The organism is Luteolibacter arcticus (assembly GCF_025950235.1).
Lineage (GTDB): Bacteria > Verrucomicrobiota > Verrucomicrobiia > Verrucomicrobiales > Akkermansiaceae > Haloferula > Haloferula arctica.
In genome coordinates, this window is record NZ_JAPDDT010000006.1 from 39,771 (window position 1) to 58,849 (window position 19,079).

Here is a 19,079-nt window from a genome sequence, read left to right on the forward strand (position 1 = left end):
TCCGATGATGAACGCCGAGCAACAACGCCTCGATGAAGCCGCGGAGAATGGCGTTCCTTGGAAAAAATGGGGTCCCTATCTGAGCGAGCGGCAGTGGGGGACCGTGCGGGAGGACTACAGCGAAGACGGCAACGCGTGGGACTACTTCAGCCACGACCAGGCGCGGTCCCGTGCCTATCGCTGGGGTGAGGACGGGCTGGCGGGGATCTGCGACGATCGCCAGCGGTTGTGTTTCGCGCTGGCGCTGTGGAATGGGCGCGACCCGATCCTCAAGGAGCGCTTGTTCGGACTGACCAACCGCGAGGGGAATCACGGGGAGGATGTGAAGGAGTATTACTTCTATCTCGATAGCACGCCGACGCATTCCTACCTGAAATATCTCTACAAGTACCCGCAGGCGGCTTACCCTTACGACGATCTCGTGGCGATCAACGGCGGTCGCGGGCGTCACGAGCACGAATACGAACTTCTCGATACCGGTGTCTTTAATGAGGACCGCTACTTCGATGTGCTCGTGGAGTATGCCAAGGAAAGTCCCGAGGACATCCTGATCAAGATCGGTGTCCACAATCGTGGCCCGGAAGAAGCTGAGATTCACGTGCTGCCCACGCTGTGGTTTCGCAATCGCTGGGCTTGGGGCGATGACAATCCGCGTCCGGCAATCAAGGCTGGCGGAGGCAGGCTTGCCGACACCGCGCTGCACGCCGCGGAAGTGAAGCTGGGTGACCGCTATTTGTATTGCGCGGGCGATCCGGCGCTGCTGTTCACCGAGAACGAAACCAACACGGAGCGAATTTTCGGTAAGCCGAGCGGGTCGCCCTTTGTAAAGGACGGGATCGGTCGCTGCGTGGTCCAAGGCGAACCGGGTGCCGTAAATCCGCAGCACACCGGCACGAAGGCCGCGGCCCATTACCGCCTGAGCGTGCCACCCGGAAAGTCCAAGACGATCAGCCTCCGGCTTACCTCCGTCGCTCCCGAGGCCCTGAAAGCAAGCTACAACGGCGGCCCCTTCGGCAAACATTTCGAGGGAGTCATGCAGGCGCGCCGGGACGAAGCCGACGCGTTCTACTCGACGGTGGTTCCGTCTTCACTTGATGCGGATGCGGCGAACGTCATGCGCCAGGCTCTGGCGGGCATGATGTGGTCCAAGCAGTTCTATTACTTTGATGTGAATCGCTGGCTCGAAGAACGAGGCTCCGATCCGTTCTGCCCGGCGCGAAAGCCAGCGCCGCGCAATGGGCACTGGCACCATCTTTACAATGCCGATGTCATCTCAATGCCGGACAAATGGGAGTATCCATGGTACGCGGCCTGGGACCTTGCCTTTCACGTCTTGCCGCTCTCGCTCATTGATCCGGCCTTCGCCAAGCAGCAACTCGACTTGATGCTGCGCGAGAACTACATGCATCCGAATGGCCAGATCCCGGCCTACGAATGGAACTTTGGGGATGTCAACCCGCCGGTGCACGCGTGGGCGACGATCTTCACCTACCGGCTGGAAAAGGAGCGGACCGGCAAGGGCGACATCGTTTGGCTGGAGCGATGCTTTCAAAAGCTGTCTCTCAACTTCACATGGTGGCTCAACCGCAAGGATCGCGCGGGCAACAATGCCTTCGAGGGCGGCTTCCTGGGGCTGGATAACATCGGCGTCTTCGATCGCAGCGCGCCGCTGCCTACCGGTGGTCATCTGGAGCAGGCCGATGGTACCGCGTGGATGGCCATCTTCAGTCTCAATATGCTGGAGATCAGCATCGAGCTGGCGCTGCACAACGTCGCCTATGGCGATATGGCGCTGAAATACCTCCAGCACTTTTGCTCGATCGCCTCGGCAACGATCCATGCGGGCAGCGATACGGGCATGTGGGACGAGGACGACGGATTTTTCTACGACGTCCTTCAAACTCCGGACGGTCAGGCACAGCGCTTGAAAGTCCGCTCGATGGTCGGGCTGTTGCCCCTCTGCGCTGTAACCGTTTTCGAGGGCGAATTCCGGGAGAAATATCCCGAGATCATGGCGCGGTTCCACGGCTTCCTGGAGGCGCGGCCGGAGCTTACAAGCTTCATTCATGATCCTGGCCAGACAGGCTGCGCGGGTCGCCGGCTCGGAGCGATCCTCGATGAAACCAAGCTCCGCCGGGTGCTGTCGCGGATGCTGGATGAGAACGAATTCCTCAGTCCCTTCGGCATCCGGGCACTGTCGCGGTATCATGCCGAGCATCCTTATGTCCTCGAGGCGGGGGGGCAGTCGTATGGCGTGGGGTATCTGCCGGGCGAATCCGACTCCGGAATGTTCGGCGGCAACTCGAACTGGCGGGGGCCGATCTGGATGCCGGTCAATGCGCTGATCATTCGCGCGCTGCTGCAATACTACATGTATTACGGCGACGACTTCACGGTCGAGTGTCCCACCGGTTCCGGCCGGCACCTGACGCTCTATCAGATCGCAGAGGAAATCACTCGCCGCCTTGCGAGCATGTTCCTGCGCGGCGAGGACGGGTGCCGGCCCGTCAATGGCGGTGCGCAGAAGTTTCAGGAGGACCCGCACTGGTGCGACTGCATCCAGTTCTACGAGTATTTTCACGGCGACAACGGCGCCGGCCTCGGTGCCAGTCACCAGACGGGATGGACCGGCGTGATCGCCCGCGCCATGCATCTCTTCGCGACGCTTACGCCAGAGCAAGCTCTCAAAGGCGGCAAGACGGGCTATTTCAAAATGCAGGGCGATCTGCCCGCAAAATGAGTTGAGGGAAAGTCGACGGGAGAGGGTTCTACCTGACGGTTCTCCCTGCTTGTGCCATGCTTTTCTTCTGAGCCGAATCTCCACCCGTAAGACAAACTCTCCGCGATGAAATCTGAAAGCCCCACATCTGCCGGAGGGCCGGGATCGGAGCCATGCGAGTTCTCTCCGGTATGCCGTTCCTCCACGCGATCTTCGCCATGACCGTGTATCTGCTGCCGCCCCCGGCTCCCGGAGGCCGGGAAACCTTCACCCATTCCTGCTCATCCAACTCGCCATGAATCCTGAATCCATCCAACAATTCGATCTCATCGTCATCGGCGGTGGCCCTGCCGGTGCCAGCGGTGCGGCCGCGGCAGGCTTCCTCGGCAAGCATGTCGCGCTCGTGGAGAAGACCTGCGATCTCGGCGGCGCGGGGATCAATACCGGTACGATCCCGAGCAAGACGTTGCGCGAAACAGCCTTGGCGCTGAGCGGATGGCGGTCGCGGCGTCTGTTCGGAGTTGATCTTTCATTGCGCCGCGCGGCCACCATCGGCGAGTTCATGGGGCATCAACAAAACGTCATCGCAGCAGAACGGGACCGCTCCGAGGCGCGGCTGGCTGCGCGAGGAGTTGCGCGCTTTACGGGCTCGGCGTCATTCGTCGATCCGCACCTGATCCGCATCGTGCAAGCGGGTGGCACCGAGATCTTGCTGCGCGGCGAGAAGATCCTCATCGCGACCGGATCCTCGCCGCTACGCCCTGCCGAATTCTGCTTCAGCGATGATCGTGTGCACGACTCCGACGAGATCCTGCTGCTCGAAGCGATGCCGAAAAAGCTCGTCGTCATCGGCGGCGGAGTGATTGGCAGCGAGTACGCAGGAACGTTCGCCTCCCTAGGAGTCGAAACTCATCTCGTCGATGGCCGGGACACGCTGATGCCTTTTCTCGATCCGGAAATTTCCCGGACGCTCGCCTCCGCGATGGCGGAGAACGGCGTACAGTTTCATTGGAAGGAGCGGGTGACATCCTGCGACGCTACCAAGCCCGGCGAAGTGGTGCTCACGCTGTCGAGCGGGGCAACGCTGTCCTGTGACGGCGTGCTCGTCTGTGCCGGACGCAAGAGCAATACGGACGATCTCAACCTCGCCGCGGCCGGCATTGCTCCGGGGAACCGGGGTCTGATACCGGTCAACGGGCACTACCAGAGCGCCGTGCCTCATATTTACGCGGCCGGCGACGTCGTCGGTCCTCCGGCTCTCGCCGCCACTGGCATCGAACAGGCCCGCGTGGCCGTGTCCGATGCCTTTGGATCAACCTTCAAGTCCGATCTCGCGACGCTCCTTCCTACCGGGATCTACACGATCCCCGAAGCCAGCATGATCGGTGAAACGGAAGCATCACTCCGTGAAAAGGGGATCGAGTTCGTCGTCGGACGCGCGCGGTACTGCGACCTTCCACGAGGCGAGATCATCGGCGACCAAACCGGCTTCCTGAAGCTGATTTTCCGCCAAGGTGACATGCGTTTGCTGGGCGTCCACATCATCGGCGAGCAGGCCACCGAACTGGTCCATGTCGGCCTCATTGCCATGCTCGCGGAAGCAGGAGCTGAAATTTTCAATCGGGCCTGTTTCAACTACCCGACCCTCGGCGACCTCTACAAATACGCCGCCTATGATGCGCTAGCCAAGAGTGAGCAACCGCAGATGTATTGAGTTGCCAGGCCGGAAAACGATGTCGCCCGCGGAACCTTGTTTCCAAGGCAGCGCGGGCGTGCTGTGCGGGCCATTCGTTTACTGCTTCGGATAGATGCGGGTGATCTTCGATCCTTGCAGACCGAGACCGCCCATCAGGCCGCGCTGGTTGAAGAAGAAGGCATAGCTGCCCTTGTCGATGGTGGTCGTGCTCAGGGAGCCGGCCACGCCGCGATCGACGACGACGAGGCTCGGGCTGCTGCCGACCTCCCAGCCTTCGTTGCGGTTGACGTTGCGGAAGGCCTCATTGTCCATCAGGAAGAGAGCGTAGCCGAACTTCTGCACGCCGGCTTGCAGGCCGTAGGAAGCGGCGGTGGTCTGATAGTAGCCGCCGATCTCGCCATTGTGGAAGATCAGCGCGCCGTTGCCGGCCTGTGCTGCCACCACGACGCCGCCCTTGGTGATCGAGGGGAAGACCAGCACTCCGCGTGCCTTGCTGCCGAGGGCCCGCGCCTGGGGATTCTGGGCATAGAGCGAACGGAGCGCGGCGCGTGAATCACGGGAGATCTGCGAGGCGCTGGCTGACTCCGCGTTGGCCTGGGTGATCGGTCCGTCGGTGGCGCAGCTTGGGAGAAGCGTGGGGAGGACGGCGGAGGCAAGGAGCAATGCGATGGCTTTCGATTTCATGGTTTGGAGAGGAGATGGGCGGAGTCTTGTGGGTTGCCAGGCTGAAAAGGCGAAAAGGAATTCAGCGTCCAGCCCCGCTTTCCTTGAGATGCAGGTGGAGGATGCGGCGAAGCTCCTCGATGGTTTGCGGCATCTCGCAGGCTCCGTGAGGACCGGGGACCACGCATTCCGACTTCGCCGTGGTGAGGTGGGAGCTCCAGTACTTGACCACGCCATCCGAGCTGAGTGTCCCGTCGCCTCTTCCCCGGTCGCCGAGGATGGTGTGGTAGGGAGCTTCGATGGGACGCGAATCGAGCACCTTGAGCATGGGATTTGTCGGGGACAGGCCGGTGACGCTGTTAGGAATTCTTCCGGGAGCGCCAGTGGCGATCGACATGGCGTCGCCCATCGACTTGGTGATCGTACCTGTCAGATCGACGGGCAAGGAAATCAGGCGGCGTCCGAGATCACCGATCCTGCCCAGCGCCATCTCGCTTCCGCGATGCGGCGTGCAGATGAAGACCAGACGGTCAACACGCGGGTTGGCTTTGAAGGCGGTCGCGCGATCCATCAGGCTGCCCGGTTCGACATGGGCGAAGAGCTTGTCCGCCTTGTCCTTTCCAATCGCATTCCACGACTCCCGGTTAACGGTTGCCGCCTGCATCCGCGACACCAGTCCGCCCATGCTGTGGCCGACGAGCACATAGTTGCGTGCTTCGGGATGCAGCTTCTCGAACTTCGCCAGCTCCTCGCGCAGTCTGAGGGCGGAGTAACCCGGCGGATTTCCGGTCGGATAGCCGAATACCATGCATTGGTATCGCTCGCGCAAGACCGGGTCTTTTTCCACCTCGTTGATCACGTTGCGCCACATCTGCGGTGTGGAGATCAAGCCGTGGACGAAGATGAGCGGAATCCGGTCGCGATCGTAGGGCTCCAATTGGTAGAGGCCGGTATTGCCCATGTAGTGGGTCACCCGGAATGCTCCCATCAGGCCGTTCCAGAGTTCCGACTTCTGGGGATAGTAAGCCAGCGGTGCCGAGAAATCGGCGTCCATCACCCGCTCCTTGCCAGCCACAGCAAACTTGGGGCGCTCGACAGGATCGATGAGCGTGAGAGTCGCTTCCTGCCCCTTGAAATCCAGAATGGCCGTGACCGGCGCGGCGACGCCGACCCGAGGTGAGAAGGCTTCCAGAGGAGTGGTCTTGTGGACGCCGACCAGCGCGCCGCCGATCCCATCCTGGCGGTTCTTCGCATCAATGGTTCCATCCGGGACTTCCGCAGCCGGCTTGAAGTCGGTGAAGTATTGCGGGCTCCAGACGCCATCCCGGGTCCCGGGGGAATAGCGCAGGCGGTAGGTGGTGCCATTGGCGGCAAGTGTCAGGGGACGATTCCACATCTTGCCCTGATCGGCATTGCGAAGCAGCACCGTGAGATCGGTGGCCGCCTTGTTGTAGATCACGCGGCTTGCTTCACCGGAGGATGCCGAGCCAAGCAACGCATGGGCCTCTGCAGCGGATTGCAGGTAGAGGGCCGCACGCTGCTCATCCGGTGTGGCTTTTGCCCCCGCTTCCTTGAGATGGACGGCTGCCGATCGGTGCAGTGCCTCGTCGGGCGGCAGAGGTTTGGACGCACATCCGGCGAAAACGAAGACGCCTGCCAAGCAGGGGAAAGTGGAATGGAATTTCATGGATTGCTCGACGCCAGCGGCAAGAGGGATGAATCGCTCTGAACCTCAGCCGGAAGGCAGGCTTGCAGAATGCCGGACGATTCGCCAATTGGACCTTAGTACCATCGCGGTCCTGGGTCGGCCGCCGATTCGAGCGGCGGATTTGCCGGGACGTCATTCCGCTTTGAGCTCAAGGCTTTCTCCGGTCGATGTCTTGATCTTGAAGCGTTCTCCTACGACGGTTTCCGCCAATCTGCCGTTGCGGATGACTTGCACTGTCTTCTGCGGCCAAGGATTGACGAGGTTACAGTCCAAGCCCTTTTCGCTGTAGATCCTCACGCCGCTGATTTGGCCGCTTTTGAGTTCAGCCCAAACGAGGAAGGCGCCCACCGCTCGAATTCCTCCGAAGCGGGCATCCTGCTCTTTCGCCCAGCAGGGGAAGAAGCGGAGGACGCGGGCGTGGCTTTGGAAGAGCATCTCGGTGACCGCCAGCGAAGGCGCGACGTTTTCGATGCCGCCACCGCCGAAAGAGAGGACCTTGTTGGGCAACGAGCGCTTGTCGAATAGGGTGCGCAGATTCTTTAAGACGATCGCAGGCTTGTAGCCGACCCGGATGCAGGCGGTGTACCATGAAGCGCTGCCGTTGGGGTCGCTCCAGCGGCCCATGGCGTCGAGCATGTTGTGGCTGATTTCGATCAGCTTCGGATCGCTGTCCAAGTGGATGCAACCGGCGGGGAAGATGTGCTGGATGCCCACGGTGTTGTCCCTCCATCCAGCGGGTCCTACCGAGGTGTAGCGGAAGAGGGTTTTGCCCTTGCGCTCCAGAGTGGGGAAGTCGCTGAGTTTCGCCCGGATCTCATTCCACTTGGCGCGCTTGTCGGCATCGACGTCGAGAGCTTCGCTCATCGGCACGATGTTTTCGAACAACGCGTGCACCATGCCCAGCGAGAGGATGGCATTGGTGTTAGGTCCGGAACCCTCGTGAACGGAGTCATTGACGATCACGTAGCGGTCGTTTTCCAGCTTCAGGTAGTCTTCCCAGAAGTCCGCCACCTCGCGAACGTAGGCGTATCCTTCCTTCCTCAGCCACTCCTTGTCGCGGGTGTAGTTCCAATACCAGAAGTAGGGCAAGGCCGCGAAGGCGGCATTGCTGCGCTGGCCGTGGTCCTTGCGCTCGCCATAGGGCAGGGTACCCCACGGGCCCAAGGCCACCGGGAGGTGGATGCCTTTCCAGCCCCGGTCCGCGGCCATGCGCTTGCCGACCGGGATGGACTGGTTCATGGCCTCATAGAAGGGCCGTGTCTCGTCGGTGTGGTTGGCGGCATAGAGGCCGTAGAACTGAGCTTGGAAGTTGTAGTTCAGGTGGTAGTCGCCATGCCAAGCGGAGTCGTTGGTGGTGATCCAGTTGCCCCACAGTCCCGGGGCGATCTTGCCCGCGCGGCAGCATGAGGCGATGGTGTATTGGGAGGCGTACCAGTTCTGCTCGATGACCTTGTCGGGAATCTCGATGAATGACTGGCTCCAGTAGTTGCGCCACCAGGCGCGGTGGGCTTCGATCTGCTGCTTCACCGCACCCGCGGTCAGGGCCGCCGTTTGGACCTTTGCCGCGGCAAGCGTGTCGGCACCTTTGACATCCAGATCGCTGAGGATGACGGTGGCCACCGTGGCGCTTTCGCCGGGTTGGAGGGTAAAAGAGCGCGCGCCATCCTTGAACAGCACCCGCGTGGAGACCCCGACCTTGCGGCCTTCGGGCGTGGCATCAGGATCGAGGTGAAACGAAGCGCCGGCGTCATTGTTCTCTGCGACGCCGTTGATATGGAGACGCATCGTCCGGTCCTTGTAAACGGCGGCCACATGGGTCCACTCCCGCAGCGGAATGGTGCCCCGATATTGGAGCGTCACGCCGCTGAGAGAAAAGCGCAGCTTCCCGGCAGAGAATCCGAGGCTTAAGGACTTGTTCCACGCGCCGGAACTAAACAGGTAATCGCCCGCTTTGGACAACTCATCTGGCTTGATCCAAGCGCTGAAGGTCATCGCCTTTTCAATGACCGGGGCGTTGGCAGGGCGAGTGGTCTTGCCATCGAAAATCTGCGGTTCACCGCGCGGTGCTCTGGCGAGAGTGGCGATCTCTTCATCAGAGAGCGCACGGTCCAGCACCTGAGTATCGGCCATCGCGCCCTTGAAGAACCATCGGTTTTTTCCGCTCTGCTCGCAGCCATAGAGCGCGGGTTTGGTGGCAGGACTTACGAGCGCGGGACCGGTGGCAGTGCGAATCTCGTCGCTTTTGATATTGTGCACTGTGATGTCCAGCGGCTGCTTTCCGCTGTTGGTGAGCGTCTGGATGAAACCGCTGCCATTGGCGTCCACCAACGAGCGCGTGCTTAGCTCTGCATCGCCCTGCGTGAAGCGGCCGCGGGTCTCTGCCAATTGCAGGTCCGCCTCGGTGTGGAAGGTGGCGTTCTTGAGGGCGGGAGTGACAATACGCACCTGCCCGACGACGAGGGGCAGCAACCGCTTGAGGCTCCAGAAGTCATTCTTGCCGATGTGAAAACTCAGCAGGTCCGGAGATCCCGCCTGCACCACGCCGATGTCTCCGTTGCCGAGCAATGGACCATCTGTCATGCCTGCGGTAGGCACCCGGGCTGCCGGCTTTCCGAAGATGATGGCGTGCTTGCCAGCTAAGTCCGCGCCTTCGGGAGCGGGAGGCTTGGGCGCGGCCATGCAGGGCAAAGCGAGCAGGACGAAGAAAAGGACACTGGAGCGGGAGGCGAGCATGAAGTCAGGTGGATGGAAGAAGTCTTAATTCGCTCTGAGTTCCAGTGTCTCCCCAACGACGGTCTTGAACGTGAAGCGCTCGCCTTCGACGGTTTCCGCCGGTTGGCCGCCGCGGATGACCTGTACCTTTTTCTCCGGCCACGGATTGGCGAGGGTGCAGTCCCGGCCTTTTTCGCTGAGAAGTTTGACGCCCGTGACGGTGCCATTTTTCAACTCGGCATTGATCAGGAATGCGCCGCGCGCGCGGAGGGTGCCAAAGCGCGCATCATGATTGCGGGGCCAGCATGGGAAGAAGCGGATGGTGCCCTCGTGGCTTTGTAGCAGCATTTCCTGAATGGTGTTGGAGACGATGCTGAAGTGTTCGACGCCGTGCGGATTCCCGGAGATCATGCCGTTCGGTCCACCGATCGCGGCCATGGTCTCGTGGAGGATCTTGAGGATGGTGTCGGGATCATAGCCGACACGGACGCCGGCCGCGTAGAGGCTGTTCATGCCGTTGAAGTCTCTCCAGCGGCCGAGCATCCGGACCTGGTTGCGGGCGCGCTGGAGAAGTTCGGGCGGGCTGTCCAGGCCGATGCCGCCGGCAGGGTAGATATGCTGAACGCCGACGACGTTGCTGCGATACCAGGGGATGCCCTGTTCCGTGTAGCGGAAGATCGGCAGCGACCACAGCGACTCGTCCTTGGGGCGGAAATTGGCAGGCAGGTCGGCGCCGGTGATGGTGGGATACGCGCTGAGATGGTCGAGGATGTGGTTCCATTTCTCGTGCTTGCCGGCGTCCACCTTGAGTTCCCGGCTCATGTCGAGCGACAGGTTCATCACCATCCGCACGAAGGCGAGCGAGTGCAGGGAGTTCATGTCCGCGCCGGACTGTTCGTGAGCGGAGTCCTTGTAGATGACATACCGGCCGCCTTCGAACGTCAGGTAATTCTCCCAGAACTCCGCGACCCCGCGCACGAAGGGGTAGGCTTGCCGTGCAAAATCGAGGTCGTAGGTGGCATACCAGCGAAAGGAAAGGGGAACGCACGAATAGGAGGCGTGGCTCTTCTGTCCGGCGTCTGTTAGATGCGCCAGCGAACCCTTGGGGCCGTGTGCAACCCTCTGGGCAATGCCGTCGAATCCGAATTGCTTGCGGCAGAAGTCGCGGGAGTTTTCGAGGGAGTCGATGATCGCGTCGTTGCAAGGGTCGGCCTGCTCGATGTGGTTGGCGGCATAGAGGCCGTAAAACGGCGCGACGAGATTGTAGTTCATGTGGTAGTCGCCGTTCCACATAGGCGTGTCGGTGGTGTTCCAGCCGAAGATGCCCGGCGGGAATCCGCGCAGCCGGCTGGCGCAGGCCATGCCGTAGTGCGACAGGTAGTAGCGCTGCTCCAGCAGCTTGTCGGGAATCTCCACGAACGACTTGTCCCAGAAGCCCTGCCACCACCTCTGGTGCGCCTGCCTGACTGCCGGCAACTCATCTTTCCCGAACGTGGTCGCGCGCTTGATGGCTGCCGCACGGAAGTCGGGCGTATTCGCGAGGCCGGATGCCGACATCACGATCAATACCGGCTTTTGCGGCGTGAGAACGAAGGACTCTTTGGCTCCCACGACTCGCATCGCGCAAGTTGCTCCGGACGGCACGACAACCTTCTGACTGAATTTTCGTTCAGCCACCTGGACGCCATCTGTGCCGCGGATGACGGTTTCTTCGCACGCGTTGCCCTTCCTGTAGATACCCTGGGAATTCCGAACGCTCGTGTGCGTGCCGACGGGAATCTCTGTCTGGCCGTCTTGGCTCGGCAGGAACAGTCCTGCGCGGCCCTGAATCTCCCCACCGGAAACGGAGAGCTTGATCCATAGCAGGTTCTCCGTGGCCGCGACGCCCGTTTCGAGTGTTACCGTCGTCTTCTCCTTCGTGAAGGTCCCGGTTGTGATGGCTTGCGCCAAATCCTGTTCTACCCGGTAAGAGGCGTCCTCCATGCCGGACAGCCCCACATCTAGCCGTGCGAGCGGTTGCGGACGAGTGTCGTGGTCGCCGCGCATGACCCAGAGGTCGTTCTTGCTGACATGAAAGCGAAGTTTCTCGGCTTTCCCGCCGAGGGCGACAAGTAGATCGCCGTTGCCTAACAGCGGCGCGTCCACCGCAGTGCTCGCCGGAATCTTGCGCGGCGGCGAGGTGAACACGGCCTTATATTGGCCGACGATCTTCAGGGCGGTGTCCTCCGCGAGGGCGCTCAATGAAAGCAAGCAGAGGCAAAGGGGAAACAGGATGTTGATCATACACCGGTTGAACGAGTGACTTGCAGGGTTACGTGGCGCTGATGCCTTGTTTCCAGGCTCCGGGGTTGCGTCATGAGTCCACCTTGAGTTCAAGGGATTCCCCGACAGTGGTTTCGAGTGTGAAATGGGTGCCTTCCACGGTGTTCGCAGCTTTTCCGGTGCGGAGGACTTGCACCTTCTTCCCGGGCCACGGATTGACGATGGTGCAGTCCTCGCCCTTTTCGCTGACGATCTTCACGCCGGCCACGACGCCGCCTTTCCATTCGCCCCACACGAGGAAGGCGCCCACCGCCCGCAACGAGCCAAAGCGGGCATCCTGTTCCTTGGGCCAGCAGGGGAAGAAGCGTATTTTTCCATCGTGGCTCTGAAGCAACATCTCGGTGACCGCCAAGGAGGGAGATGCATTCTCGATCCCGCCGCCTCCGAAGTTAAGCAGCCGGTTCGGCAGTGAATGCGTGTCGAGCATGTGGCGCAGCTCGGTCAGGATACGCGCGGGCTGGTAACCCACGCGCGCGCAAGCGGTGTACCATGAGGAACTGCCGTTGTAGTCGCGCCAGCGGCCCATGGCATCCAGCATATTGTGGCTGATCTCAAGCAGTCCGGGGTCGCTGTCCAAGCCGATGCTTCCGGCGGGGAAGATGTGCTGGATTCCCAGGGTGTTGTCTCCCCACCATGGCGTGCCCTTCTCACTGTAGCGGAAGACCGTCTTGCCACCGCGCTCCTGTGTGGGGAACGCGCTGAGCTTCTCGCTGATGTCTTTCCATTTGGCGCGCTTGGCGGTGTCCAGTCCCAGGACCTCGCTCATGGGCACAATGTTTTGAAAAAGCGTGCGGACCAGACCGAGCGAAAGGAGCGGGTTGAAATCCGCTCCCGAGCCTTCATGGATTGAGTCGTTGTAGATCACATAACGGCCATTCTCAAGCTTCAGGTAGTCTTCCCAGAACAAGGCAGTCTCACGCACGAAGGCATAGCCATCGTGCTCCAGCCAAGCCTCATCGCGGGTGTATTGCCAGTGCCAGATGTAAAGCAGGGCGGAGTAAGCTGTGTTGCTGCGCTGGCCATGGTCGCTGTTGTCGCCCTCCGGGCACATTCCCCAAGGGCCGATGGAAACCGGAAGATGGATGCCCTTCCAGCCGCGCTTTTGGGCGATGCTTCGCCCGCGCGGTATGGATTGATTCAAGGCCTCGTAAAAGGGCAGGGTGCCATCGGTGTGGTTGGCGGCATACAGACTATAGAACGGTGCCTGGAAGTTGTAGTTGAGATGGAAGTCCCCGTGCCACGCGGGAGTGCGGGTGGTAATCCAGTTTCCCCACAGACCGGGCGCAACCTTGCCCTTGCGACTGCATGAGGCCATGACGTATTGGGACGAATACCAGTTCTGCTCGATCACCTTGTCGGGGATCTCAATGAAGGATTGGCTCCAGAAGTTGTTCCACCATGCGCGATGGCCCAGGACCTGTTGCTTGATGGTTGCCGGAGTCAGGGCTGCCGCTTTTGTTTTGGCCGTGGCCAGCGGATCCGGGCTTCCGACGTCCAGATCACTCAAGATCACGGTCGCCACGATCGCGGTTTCGCCGGGTGCGAGCGTGAAGGTGCGGGAGCCGTCCTTGAACAGAACGCGGGTTGAAACCCCGGCTTTACGGCCCTCGGGTTTGGCGTCGGGATCGAGGAGGAATGAATCCCCCGCATCATCGTTCCCGGCGAGGCCATTGAGATAGATGCGCATCGACTTGCCGTCAAAAACAGCCGCCACGTGGGTCCACTGTCCCAGAGGGATGGTCCCCGGATGTTGGAAGGCGATCCCGTGGAGGCTGAAGCGTGGGTGTCCGGAGGAGAAACCGAAGCTATAGGCGTGATCCCAGTCCCCGCTGCTGAGGAGGTAGTCGGCTTCATCTGAAAACGTGTCCGGCTTGACCCATGCCGAAAAGGTCATCGCCTTGTCGATCACCGGAGCGTTGGCGGGTCGGCTGGTCTTTCCGTCAAACCGTTCGGCTTCGCCACGGCGGGTCTTGGCCAAGGCAACGACTTCCGCGGCCGAGAGAGCGCGATCCTGAACTCGGGCGTCGGCCATCGCTCCTCGGAAGAACCAGCGATTCTCCCCGTGCTGCTCGCAGCCAAAGAGCGGCGGCTTTGGCGGGGGATTCACTCGTGCGGGAACGTCAGCCACAGCGACTGCCGCTCCCTTAAGGGTGCGCACTTCGATGGTCAGCGGTTCTTGTCCGCTATTGCCGAGCGATTGGATGAATCCATTGCCATTGGCATCCACGAAGGAACGCGTGCTGAGTTCCGATTTGCCCTGGGTGAAGCGACCCCGCGTTTCTGCCAGCAGCATGTCCTGCTCGGTGCGGAAGGTCGCGCCTTTCAAAGCGGGTGTGAGAATCTGGAGCTGGCCTACCGGCGTGGGCGCTTGGGTCTGAATGCTCCAGAAGTCATTCTTGCCGATGTAAAAGAGCAGGTTCTCCGGCGGGCCGGCCTGTACCACGCCAATGTCACCGTTGCCCAGCAAGGGGCCGTCCACCATGAAGTTGGTGGGTACGCGCGTGGCGGTTTTGTCGAAGACAATGGTGTGCCTGGCGACGATGGCAGTACCCTCTGGCGCCGGGGCGGCGCGTGTCTCGATGGCCGCCCCGAGGCAGGGGGTGACGAGGAGCGTGGCGATGGCGAAAGTGGTGGAAACGATTGTCATCGTGTTCGAATTAAATGGCGATGCTTCCGTGAAACCTGAAGAGCAGACGTGACCCGCGTGACGGATTGTGGGGACGTTATTTCGCTTTGAGTTCAAGACGCTCTGCGATGGAGGTTTTGAATTGGAAGCGTTCTCCTTCGAATGTCTCTGCGGGCTTGCCGTTGCGGGTGACCTGTACCTGGCGGCCGGGCCAAGGATTGATGACGCTGCAATCCCGGCCTCTTTCACTGGTGATCTTTACCTCGCCAATGAGGCCGTCCTTCAGATCCGCCGATACGAGAAATGCCCCGTAAGCCCGCAGCGTGCTGAAGCGTGCGTTCTGGTTCTTCGGCCAGTTGGGGAAGAAGCGCAGGACGTGGTCGTGACTTTGAAACAGCATCTCCTGCAGCGTGCAGGGGACTACGCTGAACTGCTCGGTACCATGCGGGTTGTCGGAGCGCATGCCGTTCTTGGAAGCGGTGGCCGTCCAATGGCCCAACTTCTGGAGGATGATCTCCGGATCGTAGCCAGTGCGCACGGCAGCGGGGTAGAAGCTGTTGCAACCGTTGAGATCGATCCAGCGGGCCATCACTTGGATCTGGTTGCGAGCCCTCTCGAGAAGTTCGGGGCGCTTGCCGAGCCCGATGCCGTTGCCGGGGAAAATGTGCTGGATGCCGACCGCGTTGTCGTTCTGCCACGCCTGTCCGGATTCGCTGTAGCGGAAGATGGGTAGGGCCTTGGTCTCCGGCGTATTGGGCAGCTCGATGCGGCTTCCGGGTGGCAGGTCGCCCACCGTGCAGGTCGGATAGTCGCTCAAGCGCGTGCCGATATCCGCCCATTTGGAATGCTTGTCGCGATCCACGCCAAGTTCGATGCTCATGTCCTTGGCCAACTCCATGACCAGGCGGATCATGGCGAGGCTAACAAGAGGGTTGGTGTCGCGGCCGGAGTTTTCGAGGGCGGCGTCGTTCTTGTCCACATAGCGCCCGTTCTCGAGAACCAGATAGTCCTCCCAGAATTCGGCCGTTGCCCGCACGAACGGATAGGCCTGTTTGGCGAAGTTCCGGTCGTAGGTCGAATACCAGGTGGAGGCGATCGGCACGCAGCAGTAGGCGGCGTTGCTGCGCTGGCCCCAGGTTGTCGGAGCACCGGTGACTCCGTGGGGAAGGATCGAGACGGGGAGGAGAATGCCCTTGCCGTCTTTGATCTTCAGGCTATTCCCGCACATCCGTTCATACTTCCCTTCGTCCTCGCACCAAGCGCGACCCAGCCCGATCGAATCGATGATCGCGTCATTGGCGGGCATTGCTTGCTCGATGTGATTCGCGGCATACAGGCCGTAGAAGGGCGCGTAGAAGTTGTAGTTGAGGAAATAGGCCCCGCCCCACCTCGGGGTCGCCTCCGAGAGCGTCCATCCATACAGGCCCGGCGGAAAATGGCGCAGCCGGCTGCAACTGGCCATGCAGTAGTGGGAGAGATAGTATCGACGCTCCAGCGTCTTGTCGGGAATCTCGATGAAGGATTTGCTCCAGAAGTCGGACCACCATGCCGCATGGGCGCGGGTGAGGGAGGTGAATGACGCGGGAGTTGCTTCCGTGGCGCGCCGGACGGCAGCGGCGCGGTAGTCGGTGGTGTTGGCCAAACCGGATGCCGAGAGAATCAAGGTGACGGGCTTGCCGGGTGAGACCGTGAAATCACCGGCTTCACCGCGGAGGGCGCGCAAGGCGCAAGCCGCCCCCGTCGGGCGGGCCACGCCCTGTTCATAGCGGCGTTCGATGACTTGCACGCCGGCCGCGCTTTTCTGCGGCCGCTTTTCGGCAACGGTTTTGCCGTTGATGAGGAGGCGCATGGCGCCGGGCTCGAAGGTGGCGGCAACGTGAATCCACTTTCCCGTTTCAAGGGGCGTCTCGGTCTGAATGAAGGTGCCGTTCACCGACCAGCGCAGGCGTCCGCCGGACAGGCCAAGACTATATGCGGCGTTCCATTCTCCCTTGCTAATGATGTAGTTCGCCTCCCCAGCACGGTTGACCTTGATCCACGCTCCCACATTGACGGCCTTGTCCATTTTGGAAACGGCCAGTTCACGTGAGGTCGTCTTGCCGTCGAAAGAATGGATGGCGACAGGCTTGCTCGCTGCAGTCGGGGGAGGGGGATTCGAGGAAACCACGACATCGGCGATCTCTCCATCGAAGTGGTAGCGTCCTCCGCCGTAGCCTTCTTTTCCGATGATCGCCGGATGATCATTGTCCACGATCGCGTCTGGCGCGCTGGCTTGGTCCGCGTTCTTTAGCAGGGCGCTCCCTTTGACGTCGCCTCCGGTTGAGGAAAGGGTCACCCATAGGAGGTTCTCCGTTGCGGCGATGGCTGATTCCACGGTGAGCGTGACGCCGTCTTTCTCGAAGCTGCCGGTAGTGGTGGCATGAAGTAGATCCTGAGTGACCTGATAGGTGGCGCCTTTAAGGGCGGGAAAGGCGAGGTCCACCCGTCCAAGTCCCCGCGGACCCCCATCCGGGCGGATTTCCCAAAGGTCGGCCTTGGAGAGATGGAATTGCAGCATTTCCGGCGGGCCTCCGAACGCGGCGAGGAAGTCGCCATTGCCAAGCAGCGGCGCGTCCGTCGGGCCGTTGGAGGGGATCTGCTTGGGCGGTTGGTCAAAGACCGTATTATGAGCGGCCACAATCCGTGGTCCCGCTGCCTCCGGTGTTCGAGACTGCGCATTCGCGGGGCCGAACATCAGAAGGCCGATCAATGGAATCACCGAGAAACTCATGGAAGGATGACGCTTCATAAATTCAGTCGTCAGGCAGGGTGCGATACCAGGTGAAATACAGAACCACGCAGCAGGCGGCGAAAATGCCGCTACAGATCCAACCCTCGAGCGGCCAATGGCCGAGAAAATAGACGGGAGCCATGTAGAGGGAGAATGAGGCAACAAGTCCAATCGCCACATTCAGGACGATTTGGGGCACGGGGATGGCCGTGGCCAAGGGGACGCCTGCTCGGACCGCTTTGGCGGCTGTTTCCTTCCAAAGGCCGAAGGGCCGGACCCGGGCGTAGAATGCCACCGAGGTTTCATCCTCGATCGGCGGCGTCAGCCACGAGACCACGATGCAGGCAAGCGTGGAGGTCGCCAGCGTGGCATAGGTGTAATAGCTCTCCGGCCATGCCTTGAGAAAGTGTCCTTCCGGGACAAAGGCACGCGCCAGCATCGCCAGCGATGGCACCAGACTGAACAAGCAGCCTGCGGCGAAGCCCCAGCCATTCATGCGACCCCAGTACCAGCGGAAGGCGAGCGGGACCACGAAGCAGGTCAGCAGCCCCCCGAGCGTCCAGCCCCAGATGACATTCAGCGCGCTGCCTCCGCCGCTAGCCTGCGACTCGACCATGACATAGCCGATCGCCGCGGACAGCAGTGCCAGGAAGCCGGTGGCAGCATAGCTGATTTTCACCAGCTTGCGGTCGGAGTCTTCCAATCCCGGAGCGACCAGCGGCTGATAGAGATCGCGCACGATGATCGAGGCGCACGCGTTGATCTCGGAACAGAAGTTCGTCATGAACGAGGCGGAAAGGCCTGCGACGACCAATCCTAACAGGCCGGGAGCCAGCAGGCCGGACTGGAGAAACCTGGGCATCACGCTCTCCGGGTCATACGCGATCTGGGACTTGTAGAGCGTATAGCCGAGGAAGCAGAGCCCGGCGGTCATGATCCAGCGCGGGAAACCCAGGAATTGCCATAGGGCCGCCAGCTTCGCTGCTTCCTTCACATTGGTGGCGGCGAGAAACCGTTGCTCGCCATAGCGTCCACCCGCTCCGCCCACGCAACCGATCATGCCGACGATGGAAAACGCGAGCGTGGAACCGATGAAGTCTTGCCAACCCTTATAGCCCTCGGCGGCACTGAACATTCCGATCTCCGGAGTGGCTTCCGGCACGAGCGACTTCCAGTAGTCCGGCGTCACCGCGGCGGCACCGGTGCCATGCGCGACCGCGCTGTGGATCTGGTCCGCCGAATACTGCTGGTAGCAGATGAAGCCGACAATGAACGCCACCGCGAACAGCACCACGGTTTGCAAGAACTCGCTGAGGATCACCCCTTTGAAGCCGCCGAATAGCACGTAGATACTGGTGATGCCGACGATTCCCAATGCCAAGCCGTGCGCGTTGGAGCCCGGCAGTCCGAACACCACCGCAAACTTGTGGATGATGATGTAGGACATGCACAGCGAGGCCACGGAGAACAGCGTGATCATGAAGGCAAAGCTGGTGCGCGCCCACTTCGCGCCGGTTCCGACGCCGAAGCGGATCTTGTTGAGCTCCGCGGACGTGATGCCGCCGCAGCGACGGATCCAGATGCCTGAGTACGCCATCAGGAATACCGCGTTGGGCATCCACCACACCAGGGTGACCCAGAAGGATTTCATCCCCAGTACCATCAGGATCGCGAGGTTCCAGACGGTGCCATTGACCGAGAAATTGGTGGAGGCTCCGGACGCGGCAAGCATCCACCACTTGTTCTCGGCCCCCAGGAAATAGGATTTCGAACTCTCCGCGCTTTTACGCGAGAAGCGGAACCCCGCGCCCACAACGACGAAGAAGAACGCGCCAACAATGAACCAGTCGATCGAGTGCACGT

9 protein-coding genes are annotated in these 19,079 nt (G+C 61.2%); 2 read left to right on the forward strand and 7 right to left on the reverse strand.

Annotation, left to right across the window (positions count from 1 at the left end; all coding sequences use genetic code 11):
- Window positions 1-7: 7 nt before the first annotated feature.
- Both OKA05_RS14820 and sthA read left to right on the forward strand, forming a co-directional pair.
- Window positions 8-2,740 carry an MGH1-like glycoside hydrolase domain-containing protein gene (locus OKA05_RS14820; RefSeq protein WP_264487944.1) on the forward strand — a complete coding sequence of 911 codons (2,733 nt, stop codon included), beginning with the start codon at window positions 8-10 and terminating at the stop codon, window positions 2,738-2,740.
- A gap of 274 nt (window positions 2,741-3,014) precedes the next feature.
- On the forward strand, window positions 3,015-4,433 hold the full coding sequence (gene sthA / locus OKA05_RS14825) for a Si-specific NAD(P)(+) transhydrogenase (protein ID WP_264487945.1): 1,419 nt from the start codon (window positions 3,015-3,017) through the stop codon (window positions 4,431-4,433).
- A gap of 78 nt (window positions 4,434-4,511) precedes the next feature.
- On the opposite strand, the gene OKA05_RS14830 is transcribed toward sthA, so the two are convergent.
- The 7 genes from OKA05_RS14830 to OKA05_RS14860 form a co-directional block, all read right to left on the reverse strand.
- Window positions 4,512-5,099: a lipid-binding SYLF domain-containing protein gene (locus OKA05_RS14830; protein ID WP_264487946.1), complete on the reverse strand. Its 588-nt coding sequence runs from the start codon at window positions 5,097-5,099 to the stop codon at window positions 4,512-4,514.
- A 61-nt stretch (window positions 5,100-5,160) separates the two neighbouring features.
- On the reverse strand, window positions 5,161-6,765 hold the full coding sequence (locus OKA05_RS14835) for an esterase/lipase family protein (protein ID WP_264487947.1): 1,605 nt from the start codon (window positions 6,763-6,765) through the stop codon (window positions 5,161-5,163).
- A gap of 153 nt (window positions 6,766-6,918) precedes the next feature.
- Window positions 6,919-9,519 (reverse strand): glycosyl hydrolase family 95 catalytic domain-containing protein, encoded by a 2,601-nt coding sequence (locus tag OKA05_RS14840; RefSeq protein ID WP_264487948.1) that lies wholly within the window; start codon window positions 9,517-9,519, stop codon window positions 6,919-6,921.
- A 24-nt stretch (window positions 9,520-9,543) separates the two neighbouring features.
- On the reverse strand, window positions 9,544-11,781 hold the full coding sequence (locus OKA05_RS14845; RefSeq protein ID WP_264487949.1) for a glycosyl hydrolase family 95 catalytic domain-containing protein: 2,238 nt from the start codon (window positions 11,779-11,781) through the stop codon (window positions 9,544-9,546).
- 70 nt (window positions 11,782-11,851) lie between these two features.
- Complete coding sequence (locus OKA05_RS14850) at window positions 11,852-14,467, reverse strand: glycosyl hydrolase family 95 catalytic domain-containing protein (RefSeq protein WP_264487950.1); 2,616 nt, start codon at window positions 14,465-14,467, stop codon at window positions 11,852-11,854.
- Between the two features lie 76 nt (window positions 14,468-14,543).
- On the reverse strand, window positions 14,544-17,216 hold the full coding sequence (locus tag OKA05_RS14855) for a LamG-like jellyroll fold domain-containing protein (RefSeq protein WP_264487951.1): 2,673 nt from the start codon (window positions 17,214-17,216) through the stop codon (window positions 14,544-14,546).
- Between the two features lie 22 nt (window positions 17,217-17,238).
- Window positions 17,239-19,077: a sodium:solute symporter family transporter gene (locus tag OKA05_RS14860; protein WP_264487952.1), complete on the reverse strand. Its 1,839-nt coding sequence runs from the start codon at window positions 19,075-19,077 to the stop codon at window positions 17,239-17,241.
- Window positions 19,078-19,079: the final 2 nt, after the last annotated feature.

Coding starts and splice junctions, on each gene's coding strand:
- OKA05_RS14830 (WP_264487946.1), bottom strand. CDS start 5,099: ATGAAATCGAAAGCCATCGCATTGCTCCTTGCCTCCGCCGTCCTCCCC.
- OKA05_RS14840 (WP_264487948.1), bottom strand. CDS start 9,519: ATGCTCGCCTCCCGCTCCAGTGTCCTTTTCTTCGTCCTGCTCGCTTTG.
- OKA05_RS14850 (WP_264487950.1), bottom strand. CDS start 14,467: ATGACAATCGTTTCCACCACTTTCGCCATCGCCACGCTCCTCGTCACC.
- OKA05_RS14855 (WP_264487951.1), bottom strand. CDS start 17,216: ATGAGTTTCTCGGTGATTCCATTGATCGGCCTTCTGATGTTCGGCCCC.
- OKA05_RS14845 (WP_264487949.1), bottom strand. CDS start 11,781: ATGATCAACATCCTGTTTCCCCTTTGCCTCTGCTTGCTTTCATTGAGC.
- OKA05_RS14835 (WP_264487947.1), bottom strand. CDS start 6,765: ATGAAATTCCATTCCACTTTCCCCTGCTTGGCAGGCGTCTTCGTTTTC.
- OKA05_RS14820 (WP_264487944.1), top strand. CDS start 8: ATGAACGCCGAGCAACAACGCCTCGATGAAGCCGCGGAGAATGGCGTT.
- sthA (WP_264487945.1), top strand. CDS start 3,015: ATGAATCCTGAATCCATCCAACAATTCGATCTCATCGTCATCGGCGGT.